This window comes from Novosphingobium pentaromativorans US6-1, from assembly GCF_000767465.1.
Taxonomy (GTDB): Bacteria; Pseudomonadota; Alphaproteobacteria; order Sphingomonadales; family Sphingomonadaceae; genus Novosphingobium; species Novosphingobium pentaromativorans.
Genome location: NZ_CP009291.1, coordinates 277,399 through 292,317 on the forward strand (window position 1 = coordinate 277,399; position 14,919 = coordinate 292,317).

Consider the following 14,919-nt stretch of genomic DNA (forward strand, 5'->3'; position numbering starts at 1 on the left):
GGATCTATCCGCAGGGTACTAGCGGCGCTTGCGCAACCACAAAATCGACCAGTCGCCGTTTACGAGTCGGGCTGCGAGTCGCATTCCCGCCTTGCGGCAGGCAGAGCGCACGGCGGTTTCCTGAGTCTCGAGCAGACCCGCCAGGAGCAGGTGCCCGCCCGGAACCAGCGAGGTCGCGAAGTCCGGGGCCAGGCTCACCAGCGGGCCGGCCAGGATGTTCGCCATGATCAGGTCGTAGGGCCCGCGCGCCGCGAGCAGGGGATGATTCATGCCATCCGCCACCGTCATCACGAGTTGGCCGCCGCGCGGCCCCATGGCGATGCCGTTCGCGGCGGCATTGTCGCGCACGACGTCGACGCAGACCTGATCGATGTCGCTGGCCGTCGCGAGCGCCGATGGCCAGAGCGTCAGCGCGGCGAAGGCGAGAAGACCGGTGCCGGTGCCGATATCCGCGCAGTTGCGCACGACAACGCCCTGCTTGCGCATGTGCGTCAGCATCGAAAGGCAACCCGCGGTCGTCGCGTGCTGGCCCGTGCCGAAAGCCTGGCTGGCGGGAATGGTGAAGTCGGTCACGCCCGGTTCGTTCACAGCCGGGTGATCGGGCGTGTGGACGTGAAAGCGACCGGCGCGGATCGGCTCGAGACCCTGCTGGCTTGTAACGAGCCAGTCGGTGTCCGGCAGCTGCTCGACGATCAGTTCCGGAACCTCGCCGGCAAAGAGCGCGGCAATCGCGCCTTTCTCGGCTTCGCCCGGCTCGTCCGCGAGCCAGGCTTCGAGTTGCCAGTCGTCCGGCTTGTCCTCGGCGATCTCGCTTCCGGACAGGACGATCTGCGGATCCCAGTCGAAGGCGTCCTCATGGGCGAGGAGGGCACCCTCGATGACGCTGCGCGGGGCAAAGGCGGTGATCTTCCAGCTCACTGCGCGGCCTCCCCGGCTTCCTCGGCGAGGCGCTTGGCGAAATAGCTTCCTGCAGCCTGCGAATAGGCGGCGCAGGCCTGTGCGTTCACCAGTGGGGCCTTGCCTGAAAGGCGGTCGAACAGGTTGCTGGCCGAGGGGTGGGGGGTGACGAGAATGTCGCAAGGCAGCTGGGCGATTCGCGACAGGCCGGTGCGGATCCTCGCGATGCGATCGGGATGATCGGAGAAGCGATAGTCGTCGGCCGAGATCGTCGTGGCACTGTCCGCATAGGCGATCATCCTGCAGGTGAAGGCTTCGTCGCAGGCCTGCCAGGTCCAGCTTGCCGATCCGGGCGAGTGGGCGGGAGTTTCACGTACGGTTAGGGCAAGCCGGCCAAGCGTGACCGAGTCCCCGTCGACAAGGACGCGCGCGACATGGACAGGGGGAAAGCCCTCGATCAGGCCGGACTGGGGGTCATCGGCAGAAGGCTTGCCGCTTTCCAGCACCTGCCGAGCCGAGGCCACAGCGGCGATCTGCGCGCCGGTGGCCTTCTGCAGCTCGGCAATGCTGCCGGCATGGTCATGATGTTCGTGGCTGGTGAGAATCCAGCGTACGTCCGCGGGATCGAAGCCAAGCTTGCGGATGTTGGCGAGGACCAGCGGCGCGGCGTCAGCCGGGCCGCTGTCAATCAGGACATGCCCATCGTCGGAGGTGACGAGGATCGAGGCGATGCCGCAGGTGCCGACGTACCATGTGTTGCCGTATATATGCGCAGGCGGTGCGGGGTGCGACCAGCCTTCGCGGCCGTCGAGGCCCTTGCAGGCCGTCGCGAGAGTGGTTGGGGCTGCTTTGGCCGCGCTGTCGCGGGCCTGTGCGATCGAGGGGGGAGTAGCGGCGATCAGCGCCGCCAGGACCATGTTCTTGACGATGCGACTCATGTGGGCCGCTTTAGTCCCCACCCGTTACATAGGCCAGTAGGCGCGCGATAAGTTGCCTTGCGGAACTTGCACGCTGCCGCGATTTGGCTAAGGGGACTTCGACGAAGGCAGTGTCACTGGCTGCCGCAGGCAAGGGGATTCGCAAGAGCATGGCAAACGCCGGTACCAAGAACCGTCCGCTGTCGCCGCACCTCCAGATCTGGCGCTGGGGTCCGCACATGTTCGTTTCGATCATGCACCGCGTGACCGGAAACGGAATGGCATTCGCTGGACTGGGCGTGCTGTTGTGGTGGCTTGGCGCACTCGCAAGCGGGCCTGCCGCCTATGCGACTTTTGCATGGGCCATGACCACTCCGATCGGTTACATCGTGCTGGTCGGCATCTCCTGGGCCTTCTTCACCCACATGATGAGCGGCCTGCGCCACTTCGTGCTCGACATCGGCGCCGGCTTCGAACTCAAGACGAATCGCACCTGGTCGATCCTTTCGCCGGTCCTGGGCGTGGTTCTCACCGTCGCCTTCTGGGCGATCCTGCTGCTTCGCTGAGGAACGAAAACAATGGGTAACGGAACATCCATCGGCCGCGTTCGCGGCCTCGGCTCGGCCAAGACCGGTGCGCACCACTGGCTGGTGCAGCGCTTCACCGCCATCGGCAACCTGCTGCTGGTGCTCTGGCTCGCCGTCTCGATCCTGCTGCTGCCGGACATGAGTTACGCCTCGGTTTCCGAGTGGCTCTCCACGCCGGTTCCGGCGACGGCAATGGCGCTGCTGGTCGTGTCGACCTTCTGGCATGCACGCATCGGCCTGCAGGTGGTGGTCGAGGACTATGTCCATGAGCACGCCAACAAGTTCGCCTGCATCGCCGCCCTGAACCTTGCCGCATTCGCTGGCGCCGCTTTCGGCGTCTTCTGCGTCGTCCGCCTCGCGCTGGGAGCCCACGCCTGATGTCCGCCCCTGCTTACAAGATCATCGACCACATCTATGACACCGTCGTCGTCGGCGCCGGTGGTTCGGGTCTGCGTGCCACGATGGGCTCGGCCGAAGCCGGCCTGAAGACCGCGTGCATCACCAAGGTCTTCCCGACCCGTTCGCACACCGTTGCGGCGCAGGGCGGCATCGCCGCCTCGCTGCAGAACAACACGCCGGACCACTGGACCTGGCACATGTACGACACCGTCAAGGGGTCGGACTGGCTGGGCGACCAGGACGCCATCGAATACATGGTGCGCGAAGCGCCGCAGGCGGTCTACGAGCTGGAGCACGCCGGTGTGCCCTTCAGCCGCAACGCCGACGGCACGATCTACCAGCGCCCGTTCGGCGGCCACATGCAGAACATGGGCGAAGGCCCGCCGGTGCAGCGCACTTGCGCCGCCGCCGACCGTACCGGCCACGCCATGCTGCACGCGCTGTACCAGCAGTCGCTGAAGTACGACGCGGACTTCTTCATCGAATACTTCGCGATCGACCTGATCATGGACGGCGGCAAGTGCGTCGGCGTGATTGCGCTGTGCCTCGATGACGGCTCGATCCACCGCTTCCGCTCGCAGGCCGTCGTGCTCGCGACCGGTGGTTACGGCCGCAGCTACTACACCGCCACTTCGGCCCATACCTGCACCGGCGACGGTGGCGGCATGGTCCTGCGCGCCGGCCTGCCCCTGCAGGACATGGAATTCGTGCAGTTCCACCCGACCGGCATCTACGGCGCGGGCGTGCTTATCACCGAAGGCGCGCGCGGCGAGGGCGGCTACCTCACCAACTCCGAAGGCGAGCGCTTCATGGAGCGCTACGCGCCTTCCGCGAAGGACCTCGCCTCGCGCGATGTCGTCTCGCGCTCGATGGCGCTGGAGATCCGCGAAGGCCGCGGCGTCGGTCCGCACAAGGACCACATCTACCTGCACCTCGATCACATCGATCCCAAGGTGCTGGCAGAGCGCCTGCCGGGCATCACCGAGAGCGGCAAGATCTTCGCGGGCGTTGACCTGACCCGCCAGCCGCTGCCGGTCGTCCCGACCGTGCACTACAACATGGGCGGCATCCCCTGTAACTATCACGGCGAAGTCGTGACCATCGGCCCGGACGGCAATCCGGACACCGTGGTCCCGGGCCTGTTCGCTGTGGGCGAAGCCGCATGCGTTTCGGTCCATGGCGCCAATCGCCTGGGATCGAACTCGCTGATCGACCTCGTGGTCTTCGGCCGTGCGACCGGCCACCGCCTCAAGGAAATCGTCAAGGCCGGCGCAGCGCAGCCTGAACTGCCGAAGGACTCGGCGGACATGGCTCTCACCCGCCTCGACCACTTCCGCAATGCCAACGGCGGATCGCCGACGGCGGAAGTCCGCACCGAGATGCAGCGCACGATGTCGGCTCACGCCGCAGTGTTCCGCACCGACGAACTCATGGTCGAAGGCAAGCAGAAGCTCGCCGACACCTATGAGCGCATGCAGGACATCAAGGTCACCGACCGCGGCCTGATCTGGAACTCGGACCTGGTGGAAACGCTGGAACTCGACAATCTGATCTCGCAGGCTTCGGTAACGCTGCACGGCGCGCAGGCGCGCAAGGAAAGCCGCGGCGCCCACGCGCACGAGGACTTCCCGAACCGCGACGACGCGAACTGGATGAAGCACACCGTCGGCTGGTTCAACGGCTGGGGCGGCAATGGCGGCGAAGTCCGTCTCGACTACCGTCCGGTCCACGAATATACGCTCACCGACGATGTCGAGTACATCAAGCCCAAGGCGCGCGTTTACTAAGGTCATGGCGGGGCGCGCGGCGATCCTGAAATCCTGGGTCGCCGCCGCGCCCCTGCTTGCCCTGCTTCACCCGGCCCCCGTCGCCGCGCAGCAGGAGCCTTCCGCCCGAGAGGCGGTAGAGCCGGCATCGATTGCCGGCACTTACGACGGTTCCCAGATGGAAATGGCCGCCTGGCTGGAACTGGGCGATGATGGCCGGTACCGCTATGCGCTGAGCTACGGCGCTATCGACGAATATTCGACAGGAACCTGGACCCGTCAGGATGGCGGCATCGTACTCAACAGCGATCCGTCCACGCCGCCGCAATTCGAACTGCTGGGGACCGAGCAGGGGACGGGCGCACCCGATGCCGTGACGCTCCACCTCGAAGGGACCGGCAACCTGCCGATCTCGGTGTTCAGCGCAGTGGTCGAGCGTGACGACGGCACAAGTTCACTTGTCGACTTTTCCGATGGCGCACTTGAAATCCCGGTTGTCGATGGCGGGCAATTCGTCTCGATCAGCCTGGCCCTGCCGATCTACGAGATCCGCGGTGAAGCGATCCCGGTGCCAGAAGCGTCTGGCAAATCGCTCTATTTCGCGTTCCATGCCAACAGCCTCGGCTTCAAGGCCTTCGACAATGCCGGCCTGTTCGAAAGCGACGGAATGTTCCTGCTTGAACGCTATGGGCGCGAGATTGCGTTCCACAAAGTCGGCGATTGAGGGGCTTCGTCTGCCTTGCGGCAAACGCGCGTCTCCAATCTCCGCTGCGAAGGCATGCTCTGCCGGAGTTGTCGTAGACCCCAGTCTCAAGGCGGCTCCCGGGCGACGATCCTAGACGAAGCAGTCCAGGGTTTGGTCGCGGATGGTTTGCATGCGTGGTGGCCGCCGGCAGTGCCAGGGGCGCGTCGCATCGATTTCAGGGTGACGTGAGCGCTCCCTGTCAGGGAACCTTCTGGACGACAGGTTCGGAAACAATGGGTACGCCGGCGCTGGTGGTCTCCTGCGCCTTGCCATCCTGCTTCTCATCGCCCTTTGGCGCTTCCTGCGCCTTCTTGTCGTCGTTCTTGCTGTCCTCGTCGTTCTCGCTCTGGGCGAGGTAGGCGTTGATGACTTTTTGCGTAGCGGGTGAGGCGGGGTAGGCGCAGCCGCGCTGGGCGCCCACGCCCTTGAGAAAGCCGCGGCGGGCCAGTCCCGCCTGGATGGCGGCGCGCACGGCGCGCTCCTGCGCATTGGCGCCGGAAAGTTCGCGGATCAGCCCGCGGAAGGGAATGAAGGAACTGACCACCCACTTGGCGACGCGCCCGGCACTGACCCGGTCGCGTGCCTCCTGCGGCAGGTCCATGTCCGGGCCGAGGATCGTATCGAGCCGCTCGACCGCGGCAACGAGCTGCTTGCACCTGCCAAGGTCGGTAAGGTCGTAGGGCTTGTCGATTGCCTCGATCAGGATCGGTGGAATTTCTTCCTTTGTGATGTTGAGATCGGTCGTGGGAGTCTTGGCGACGTCCATCACATCGGGGTCGCTGTCGGTGATCGGCTTATCCTGGCTGCGCGCTTCGGCCTGGCTCAGCGAGAGCGTTGCAGCCACGGTAACCAGGAAAAACGATCTCAGCACTCGCACCCTTCAGGTCCTTTCACTCGGGAAACCGGGAGCGGCCATCTCCCCTACTGTTGATTGAACGTATCGCAGGCGTCCTCGTTCCCGGTCTCGATGCCGCGCCGCAGCCACTTCATGCGCTGGGCGCTGCTGCCGTGGGTGAAGCTCTCCGGGCTCACCGAGCGACCGGCCCCGCGCATCAGGGCATCGTCGCCGATGGCACTGGCAGCGGTCATGCCTTCCTCCATGTCTCCCGGTTCGATCAGGTCGGCATGTTTGCCGGCCCAGACACCGGCATAGCAATCCGCCTGGAGTTCCATACGCACCGACAGGGCATTGGCCTGCGAGGGGTTCTGCTGCTGCGCATTGCGGACCTTCCGGTCGAGCCCGAGAAGGCTTTGCACGTGGTGGCCGTACTCATGGGCAATCACGTAGTAGCGGGCGAAGTCTCCGCGCGCGCCGAGCTGGCGGTCGAGCTGGTCGTAGAAGGACGTGTCGATGTAGATGCCCCGGTCGGCGGGGCAGTAGAACGGTCCCATTGCGCTTTGCGCAGCGCCGCAACCGGTGCGGGTGCCGCCGGTAAAGAAGTTGAGCGTGGGCTGATCGAAGGCGATGTCGGCCCGTTCGAACAGCGGTTGCCATGTCCGGTTCAGCGAATCGAGCGCGTTGCAGGCCTCCAGCGAATAGGCATTGGCTTCGCAGATCGCGGTGGCATCGGTCGGGGCTGCACGGCTATCGGGCGAGGGCTGCTGCTGTTGCTGCACTTCGCTGATGGTGCCGAGCATCTGCGCCGGATCGAGCCCGAAAACGAGCGCGCCGATCAGGACGAGGACGATCGAGCCGCACCCCAGCTTCGCTCCGCCTCCACCCGGAAAACCGCCGCCGCCACCCCGGCGTACCTTGATATTCGCAGGATCGAACCGGTTGAGCCGCATGATGGGGTATCCTTTCCCGTCCGTTTCGCCGTCTGCCCAAGCACTGGCAGAACAAGACCGAATCTGCCTATCCGGACTGCTAACGAAAGTGAAATTGAATTGGCTTGCACGGGGTTCCCGCATCTTCGTGAGGTGCTCATGCAACGCTGTTGCTCATCGACGCGCAAAAACGACTGCAATCGCGAAGTTTTCTGACACCTGCCGAATTTCCATCGTATAGAAGAGCGGCAATGAATTGGGGTGCAGTGGCAGGTTCGATGCGAACGGTCAGGGCTATCGCTCTTGGCCTCATTCTCGTTGTTTGCACGCCTGTCCCCGCCTTTGCCGCCAGTTCGCGAACCGACCGCGAGATTCAGGCCCAACTCCTCGCGCAGATCAAGATTCTCGCCAGCGACGATTTCGACGGGCGCGAACCGGGCACCGAGGGCGAGGCAAAGACCTTGCGCTACATCGCCCGACAATGGTTCGACATCGGCCTCGTCTCAGGCACCAACGATCCGGGCAATGAGTGGTTCATGCCGGTCACGCTCGTCGCGCGCGAGCCTGCCGCATCCCAGGCGACGTTCCAGCGCAAGGGCTATCGTACCGCGTTGACGCCCGGCAATATCCTCGTCCTGACTTCCGGCCACCGCAGTCTGGTGCGCAATGCTCCGCTGCTTTTCGTCGGCAAGGCGCGCGGCAATGACTTCACCCGCAACGAACTGGCGGGCCGGATCGCAGTCATCCTCGATGGCAGCCGCCCCGACAGCGAGCGGCAGAACGAGTTGCTTTCCCTTGGCGCTTCGGCCGTGCTTACCGTTCTCGACGGCGAGCGCAGCCTCGAGCAGGTTGCAGCGCGCCGCAAGCGATCGGGCTATGCGCTTTCCGATGACGCGATTGGCGGCGACCTTGAGGCCTTCATCACCCGCGAGGACATGGTGAGCCTGCTCAAGGGCACTTCGCAAAGTCTCGAAGATCTGGAAAAGCTCGCCGATGCGGAAGACTTCGCGCCGGTCACCCTCGACCTGACCGCGTCGCTGGAGGCGACCACGCGCGAAACGACGATCCATACGCACAACCTGATCGGCAAGCTGCCCGGCCGCCATCCCGAGGCGGGCGCCGTGCTCTACGTGGCGCACTGGGACCATTTCGGCGAGTGCGGCGAGCCGACCGCGGAGGACCGGATCTGCAACGGTGCGGTCGACAATGCCAGCGGGGTCGCGGCGATGACCGAGGTGGCGCGCCGACTTGCCCGTGGCCAGCCGCTCGACCGCGACGTCTATTTCCTCGCAACGACGGCGGAGGAACTGGGCCTTCTCGGCGCCCATGCCTTTGCCGAGAATCCGCCGCTGCCACTCACCCGGATCGTCGCGGCCTTCAATATCGATTCGGTCGCGATTGCGCCCAAGGGCACGCCTTTCGCCATTGTCGGACGCGGCATGACCTCGCTCGATGCGGACATCGCCAAGGTCGCCAAGGCAGAGAAATTCCGCCTGCGCGACAACGACGATGCCAACGAATTCGTCAAGCGGCAGGACGGCTGGGCCTTGTTGCAGCACGACATTCCTACCGTCATGGTGACCACAGCCTATGGCGACATCGAGCGCATGCGCGCCTTTTTCGACGGGGATTATCATAGACCTAGCGACGATCTTTCGCATCCGATCGAACTGGGCGGGGCGGTTCAGGACGTGAAGATGCTGACCGCGCTGGGCCGCTGGTTCGGGGATCTGCGCAAGGTGCCGACGGAGCCCGGCGCCGGTTGACCGGCAATCTGTGCCGCATTGGCGAAATCAGGCACTAGCCCAATTGGGCACCTTTGATTACATGGGCCGCCACGATTCTCCCCCGCACAAGGCATGGTGGCACACATGGAAATCCAGCTCGGACTTACTTTCGACGACGTCCTGCTGCGTCCGGCTAAGTCCGACATCGTCCCGACCCAAGCCGATACCCGCACGCGTCTCACCCGCGAAATCGGTCTCAACATCCCGGTCATTTCCTCGGCGATGGATACCGTTACCGAAGCCGACATGGCGATCGTCATGGCGCAGATGGGCGGCATCGGCGTTCTTCACCGCAACCTGACGATCGAAGAGCAGTGCGCCGCGGTCCGCGCGGTCAAGCGCTTCGAAAGCGGCATGGTGGTCAACCCGATCACGATTTCGCCCGATGCGACCCTTGGCGAGGCGCAGGCGATCATGCTCGCCAACCGCATCAGCGGCATTCCGGTCGTGGAAGGTCCGGGCAAGCTGGTCGGCATCCTGACCAACCGTGACGTGCGCTTTGCCGACAACCCAAGCCAGCCGGTCCGCGAACTCATGACGCATGAGAACCTCGCGACGGTCCAGGTCGGCGTATCGCAGGAAGAGGCGCGCCGCCTGCTGCACCACCGCCGCATTGAAAAGCTGCTGGTCGTCGACGATTCGTTCCACTGCGTCGGCCTGATCACGGTCAAGGACATCGAGAAGGCCGTCACTTATCCCGACGCCACCAAGGACGCAGCGGGCCGCCTGCGCGTCGCTGCGGCGACGACCGTGGGCGACAAGGGCTTCGAGCGCACCGAGGCGCTGCTCGCCGCCGAATGCGACGTCGTCGTGATCGACACTGCGCACGGCCATAACAGGGACGTCGCGCTTGCCGTGGAGCGCGTGAAGAAGCTGTCGAACTCGGCGCAGGTCATTGCCGGCAACATCGCCACGGCCGAAGCGGCCCGTGCGCTGATCGATGCCGGTGCGGACTGCGTGAAGGTCGGTATCGGCCCCGGCTCGATCTGCACCACTCGCGTCGTTGCCGGCGTCGGCGTGCCGCAGCTGACCGCGATCATGGATGCCGCCGAAGAAGCCGACAAGTCGGGCGTTCCGGTCATCGCCGACGGCGGTCTGCGCACTTCGGGCGATGCCGCCAAGGCGCTGGCAGCCGGTGCCTCGACCATCATGGTCGGCTCGATGCTGGCCGGTACCGAGGAAGCCCCGGGCGAGACGTTCCTGTATCAGGGACGCGCCTACAAGTCCTACCGCGGCATGGGCTCGGTCGGCGCCATGGGCCGTGGCTCGGCGGACCGTTACTTCCAGGGCGACATCAAGGACCAGATGAAGCTCGTGCCCGAAGGTATCGAAGGCCAGGTGGCCTTCAAGGGCCCGGCCAAGGATGTCATCCACCAGCTCGTGGGCGGCGTGAAGGCGGCCATGGGCTACACCGGGTCGGCGACCATCGAGGACATGCGCAAGAACGCGCAGTTCGTGCGCATCACCAATGCGGGGCTGCGCGAGAGCCACGTCCACGACGTCACGATTACGCGCGAGGCGCCGAACTACCCGTCGCGTTGAGGGGCGGGCGATGACGCCCGCCGCCCGCGTTCAGGCCGCGATCGAGATCCTCGATCTCGTGATCACGGCCGCGCGCGCAAATGGCGCGCCTGCCGACCGGCTGATCGCCGACTGGTTCCGTTCTCGCCGCTTTGCCGGCAGCAAGGACCGGCGGGCGGTGCGCGAGCTGGCCTACCGGGCAATCCGGGCCTGCGGCGAAGTGCCCGAGACCGGCCGCACGGCGATGTTGCGTGTCGCTGCCGAGGATCCGGCTCTGGCATCCCTGTTCGACGGATCGCGCCATGCCCCCGCGCCTGTCGAAGCGGATGAGCCAAGGGCTGAAGGCGGCGTTGCGCCCGTCTGGCTGGCGGATCGTCTGGCTGCCAGCGGCGTGTCGCAAGCCGACGCGGCATCGCTGCTTGACCGCGCACCGCTCGACATTCGGGTCAATACGCTGCGGGCAGGGCGCGTGACCCTGCCGGAAGGTGCCGAGCGGACGGTCGCGGCAAACGGCTGGCGCTATCCGCCCGAGACCCGCATCGAGCAGTCCGATGCCTATGCGATGGGCGCCATCGAAGTGCAGGACACCGGCTCGCAGCTTACCTGCGAGGCCGTGGCGGCCAAGCCGGGCGAAACGGTGATCGACTTGTGCGCCGGGGCGGGCGGCAAGACCCTTGCACTGGCCGCAGCGATGGAAAACCGGGGCAACCTGATTGCCTGCGACGCCGACCGTGCACGTCTTTCGCGACTGGCTCCGCGCGCAGAGCGTGCGGGGGTGACGATGGTCGAGACCGTGCTGCTCGATCCCGGCCGCGAGGTCGAGGCGCTGGAGCCGTGGCGAGGCAAGGCCGATGCGGTGCTTGTCGATGCGCCCTGTTCGGGAACCGGCACCTGGCGACGCAATCCCGAGGCGCGCTGGCGTCTCACGCCCGGGCAGCTCGATCGCTATGTCGCGATCCAGTCGCGCCTGCTGGATGTCGCGGCGGGGCTGGTGCGCCCCGGCGGTCGCCTCGTCTTCGTGACGTGTTCGCTGCTGGACGAGGAGGGCGCCGATCAGGCGAGCGGCTTCCTTGCGCGCCATCCCGGCTGGCGGGCCGATATTCCAGTGCTTGCCGCCGGATCCGAGCGCGGCTTCGGGCTGCGCCTGTCACCGTATCATGACGGGACCGACGGCTTTTTCGTCGCACGTATGACTTGCGTATGATAGCGTAATCCCCATGATGAGGACGAAACCCTCGGCCAAGGACATGCTGATGCGTTACACGCCCGCTGCCATTGCTCTTTCGCTTCTCGTTGCCGTTTCTTCCAGCGCCATCCTCTCCGAACCCTCGGAGGCGCTCGATCCGCGTGCCGCGAAGCTGATGAGCGAAGGACGCACCGCCGTCTCCACCGGAAAGCTGCAGGCTGCGATCGATGCCTACGAAGCGGCACTGACCGTCGAACCGGGCAATGTCTCGGTGCTGGTCGCGCTGGCCGATGCCACCCGCCGCACCGGAATGCAGGGCAAGGCCGTGCACTATTACCGCATGGTCCTGGACTCCGATCCCCGCAATCTCGATGCGCTTGCCGGCGAAGGCGTGGCGCTGGCCGAAAAGGGCGCGACCGAAAAGGCAAGCCGCAATCTGGCCCGGCTCGAAACGCTCTGCGGGAATTCCTGCGCCGCCACGGAAAAGCTCGCCGCCGCCATCGCCAAGGGCCCGAGCCCGCGCATGGTCACCGCCGAAGCCGTGACGCCCAAGCCCATCGTCAGCGAGAACTGATCGCGCGCGTGGCCGCGACGCTGAAGCCGCTTCAGCAGAACGGTCGGAATCTACCCATGTTCAAAGCGGAATAGCGCGCCTTGAGTGCGCTCAGATCAGGGCGCGAAACTCTTCCAGTACAGAGCGATAGACGCGCTTCTTGAAAGGCACGATGAGGTCGGGAAGCAGCGCGGCCTCGACCCATTTCCAGTCGCAGAACTCGGGCGGATTGTGCGCCTTCAGGTTCACGTCCTTGTCGCTGCCTTCGAAGCGGGCGAGGAACCAGTGCTGGCGCTGCCCGCGGTACTTGCCCTTCCACAGCTTGCCCAGCAGTTCGTCGGGCAGGTCGTAGAGCAGTTCTTCCCTGGTGCGGCTCAGGATCGTCACGTGCCGCTCCGTCACGCCGGTTTCCTCGTGAAGCTCGCGCAGCGCTGCTTCCCTGAGATCCTCGCCATCGTCGACGCCGCCCTGCGGCATCTGCCACCAGTCGCCTTCCTTGGTGTCGATTCGCTTGCCGACGAAGACTTTCCCGTCAGCGTTGACGAGCATGACTCCGACGCAGGGGCGATAGGGCAGGGACGAAAAATCGTTCATCGAGAATAAGGATTCCGTGGGTTATGAGGAGGTGCGGCGGGAGAGAAGGGATGCTGCAATAGCCGGTCCGCGCAACGCATGAAACAGAGAATGACCGATGCCGGTGCTCTTGACTAGCGTCTTTTATGGTTCTCTTGCGGAAATGACAGGTTTGTCCGCCTGAGAGATTTTCTAAATTGCACCCGGGCCCCGGAAAGCCCACGTGCATAAAGGCAAGAGCAGTTCCGGCGCGCAGCCGAAGAGGAAAATGATGGCATCAATTACAGCCGAACAGGAAAAGCCGGCTTCCGTGCAGGAAGCATCGCCCGAAGCCGTCGTCGTGCGCTTCGCCGGCGACTCGGGCGATGGCATGCAGCTCACCGGCGGTCAGTTCACGCTGTCGACCGCGCTGGCGGGTAACGACCTGGCGACCTTCCCGGACTTTCCGGCGGAAATCCGCGCGCCGCAGGGGACGCTGTTCGGCGTCTCCGCTTTCCAGATCAACTTCGGTTCGAGCGAGATCACGACCGCGGGCGACGCGCCCGACGTGCTCGTGGCGATGAACCCGGCCGCGCTGAAGACCAACGTCCAGGCGCTCAAGCCCGGCGGTCTCGTCATTGCCGACACCGGCGAGTTCTCGAAGCGCAACCTCGACAAGGCGAAGTACGAGACCAGCCCGCTCGAGGATGGCAGCCTCGCCAAGTGGGACGTGCTGGCCTTCGATATCTCGGCGCTCACCCTCGAGGCGGTGAAGCCTTTCGGCCTTGGCAACAAGGAAGCGCTGCGCTGCAAGAACATGTGGACGCTGGGCCTGGCCCTGTGGATGTTCGACCGCGATCGTGAGCCGCTGGTGAACTGGCTCAAGACCAAGTTCGCCAAGAACCCGGTTCTCGCCGACGCCAACATCGCCGCGCTCAACGCTGGCCATGCCTATGGCGAAACCGCCGAACTGGCCGGTCCGCTCAAGAAGCTGCACATCGATCCTGTGCCTTCCGAACCGGGCCTCTACCGCACGATCACCGGCGCGGAAGCCGTTTCACTCGGCCTCGTGGCCGGTGCGCAGCTGGCCGAACTGCCGATGTTCTTCGGCGGCTACCCGATCACTCCGGCTTCGGCGATCCTTCACAACCTCGTGAAGATGAAGGAATTCGGCGTCACCACCTTCCAGGCGGAAGACGAGATTGCTGCGATCTGCGCGGCCATCGGCGCGTCCTATGCCGGCCAGCTCGGCGTTACTTCGTCCTCGGGCCCGGGCATTGCGCTCAAGGGTGAGGCGATGGGTCTTGCGATCATGACCGAGCTGCCGCTCGTCATCGTCAACTCGCAGCGCGGCGGTCCTTCGACGGGCCTGCCGACCAAGACCGAGCAGTCGGACCTTTACCAGGCGGTTTACGGTCGCAACGGCGACGCACCTTTGCCGGTCATCGCCGCCCGCTCGCCCGCCGATGCCTTCGAATGCGCCATCGAGGCCTGCCGCATCGCCACCCAGTTCATGACCCCGGTCATGCTGCTGACCGATGGCTACATCGGCAATGCGTCTGAGCCGTGGCTGGTGCCCGATCCCTCGACCTTCGAACCGTTCCCGGTCAAGTTCCTCGAGGACACCAACAACCCGGACGGCAAGGTCCTGCCCTACAAGCGCGACGAGCGCGGCGTGCGGCCGTGGATCAAGCCCGGCACCGCCGAACTGATGCACCGCGTCGGCGGCATCGAGAAGGCCATCGACACCGGCGACCTCGATTATTCGCCCGCGACGCACCAGGCCCAGACCGACGCGCGCAAGACGAAGGTCGACGGCATCGCCGCGGCGGTGCCTGCGCAGGACGTCTGCCTCGGTAACGACAAGGGCAGGCTGGCGGTCGTCGGCTGGGGCTCGACCTACGGGCCGATCCATCAGGCGGTCCGCCGTGCGCGCCGCAAGGGCTATGACGTCAGCCACATCCACGTCCGCCATGTCTGGCCGCTCCCGGCCAACATGGGTGACCTGCTTGCCGGTTTCGACAAGGTGCTCGTCCCCGAGATGAACACCGGGCAGTTCAAGACCGTGCTGCGCGACCAGTTCCTGGTCGATGCCGTGCCGCTCAACAAGACCAGCGGCCAGCCTTTCGCCATCGCCGAGATCGAAGATGCCATCGCGTCCTTCTTCGACGGCGTGCCCGGCCATGCCGAAGGCGAAGTGCCCGTCAACGATACCCAGCTCCCGAGCCCGGAGGCCTGAGCC

At 65.3% G+C, this 14,919-nt stretch carries 14 protein-coding genes; 9 read left to right on the top strand and 5 right to left on the bottom strand.

Annotated features, from left to right (window positions below; translation table 11 throughout):
- Positions 1-18: 18 nt before the first annotated feature.
- Together JI59_RS01175 and blaMIM are read right to left on the bottom strand one after the other, a co-directional pair.
- On the bottom strand, positions 19-918 hold the full coding sequence (locus tag JI59_RS01175; RefSeq protein WP_007014760.1) for a 50S ribosomal protein L11 methyltransferase: 900 nt from the start codon (positions 916-918) through the stop codon (positions 19-21).
- Positions 915-1,835, bottom strand: coding sequence for an MIM family subclass B3 metallo-beta-lactamase (gene blaMIM, locus JI59_RS01180; protein ID WP_007014761.1), 921 nt, complete (start codon positions 1,833-1,835; stop codon positions 915-917). The genes JI59_RS01175 and blaMIM overlap by 4 nt, the downstream gene beginning before the upstream one ends.
- Positions 1,836-1,984: 149 nt before the next feature.
- Between blaMIM and sdhC the strand changes: the two genes are divergently transcribed.
- The 4 genes from sdhC to JI59_RS01200 are packed head-to-tail and all read left to right on the top strand — an operon-like array spanning position 1,985 to position 5,290.
- Positions 1,985-2,380, top strand: coding sequence for a succinate dehydrogenase, cytochrome b556 subunit (sdhC, locus tag JI59_RS01185; RefSeq protein ID WP_038576757.1), 396 nt, complete (start codon positions 1,985-1,987; stop codon positions 2,378-2,380).
- A 12-nt stretch (positions 2,381-2,392) separates the two neighbouring features.
- The gene (gene sdhD / locus JI59_RS01190) at positions 2,393-2,779 is read left to right on the top strand and encodes a succinate dehydrogenase, hydrophobic membrane anchor protein (protein ID WP_007014763.1); all 387 of its coding nucleotides are present in this window, start codon (positions 2,393-2,395) and stop codon (positions 2,777-2,779) included.
- Positions 2,779-4,587, top strand: coding sequence for a succinate dehydrogenase flavoprotein subunit (gene sdhA, locus JI59_RS01195; RefSeq protein ID WP_007014764.1), 1,809 nt, complete (start codon positions 2,779-2,781; stop codon positions 4,585-4,587). Before sdhD ends, sdhA begins: the two co-directional genes overlap by 1 nt.
- A 4-nt stretch (positions 4,588-4,591) precedes the next feature.
- A complete protein-coding gene (locus JI59_RS01200) occupies positions 4,592-5,290 on the top strand; it encodes a hypothetical protein (protein ID WP_007014765.1) in 699 nt (232 codons plus the stop codon).
- 220 nt (positions 5,291-5,510) lie between these two features.
- Here the strand turns inward: JI59_RS01200 and JI59_RS01205 are convergent, their stop codons facing one another.
- Positions 5,511-6,188 (bottom strand): hypothetical protein, encoded by a 678-nt coding sequence (locus JI59_RS01205; protein WP_239000582.1) that lies wholly within the window; start codon positions 6,186-6,188, stop codon positions 5,511-5,513.
- A 44-nt stretch (positions 6,189-6,232) separates the two neighbouring features.
- Positions 6,233-7,099 carry a KPN_02809 family neutral zinc metallopeptidase gene (gene ypfJ / locus JI59_RS01210; RefSeq protein ID WP_007014767.1) on the bottom strand — a complete coding sequence of 289 codons (867 nt, stop codon included), beginning with the start codon at positions 7,097-7,099 and terminating at the stop codon, positions 6,233-6,235.
- Positions 7,100-7,329: 230 nt separating this feature from the next.
- Here ypfJ and JI59_RS01215 point away from each other — a divergent pair, with 230 nt between their 5' ends.
- From JI59_RS01215 to JI59_RS01230, 4 genes are all read left to right on the top strand, one after another.
- Positions 7,330-8,844 carry a M20/M25/M40 family metallo-hydrolase gene (locus JI59_RS01215; RefSeq protein WP_081474065.1) on the top strand — a complete coding sequence of 505 codons (1,515 nt, stop codon included), beginning with the start codon at positions 7,330-7,332 and terminating at the stop codon, positions 8,842-8,844.
- Positions 8,845-8,949: 105 nt separating this feature from the next.
- Complete coding sequence (gene guaB, locus JI59_RS01220; RefSeq protein WP_007014769.1) at positions 8,950-10,407, top strand: IMP dehydrogenase; 1,458 nt, start codon at positions 8,950-8,952, stop codon at positions 10,405-10,407.
- A 10-nt stretch (positions 10,408-10,417) separates the two neighbouring features.
- Positions 10,418-11,590: an RsmB/NOP family class I SAM-dependent RNA methyltransferase gene (locus JI59_RS01225; protein ID WP_007014770.1), complete on the top strand. Its 1,173-nt coding sequence runs from the start codon at positions 10,418-10,420 to the stop codon at positions 11,588-11,590.
- 13 nt (positions 11,591-11,603) lie between these two features.
- Positions 11,604-12,146 carry a tetratricopeptide repeat protein gene (locus JI59_RS01230; protein WP_007014771.1) on the top strand — a complete coding sequence of 181 codons (543 nt, stop codon included), beginning with the start codon at positions 11,604-11,606 and terminating at the stop codon, positions 12,144-12,146.
- 90 nt (positions 12,147-12,236) lie between these two features.
- Here JI59_RS01230 and JI59_RS01235 read toward each other — a convergent pair whose 3' ends face one another.
- Positions 12,237-12,719: an RNA pyrophosphohydrolase gene (locus JI59_RS01235; protein ID WP_007014772.1), complete on the bottom strand. Its 483-nt coding sequence runs from the start codon at positions 12,717-12,719 to the stop codon at positions 12,237-12,239.
- Between the two features lie 250 nt (positions 12,720-12,969).
- On the opposite strand from JI59_RS01235, the gene JI59_RS01240 reads away from it, so the two are divergent.
- The gene (locus tag JI59_RS01240; RefSeq protein ID WP_038576765.1) at positions 12,970-14,916 is read left to right on the top strand and encodes a 2-oxoacid:acceptor oxidoreductase subunit alpha; all 1,947 of its coding nucleotides are present in this window, start codon (positions 12,970-12,972) and stop codon (positions 14,914-14,916) included.
- Positions 14,917-14,919: the final 3 nt, after the last annotated feature.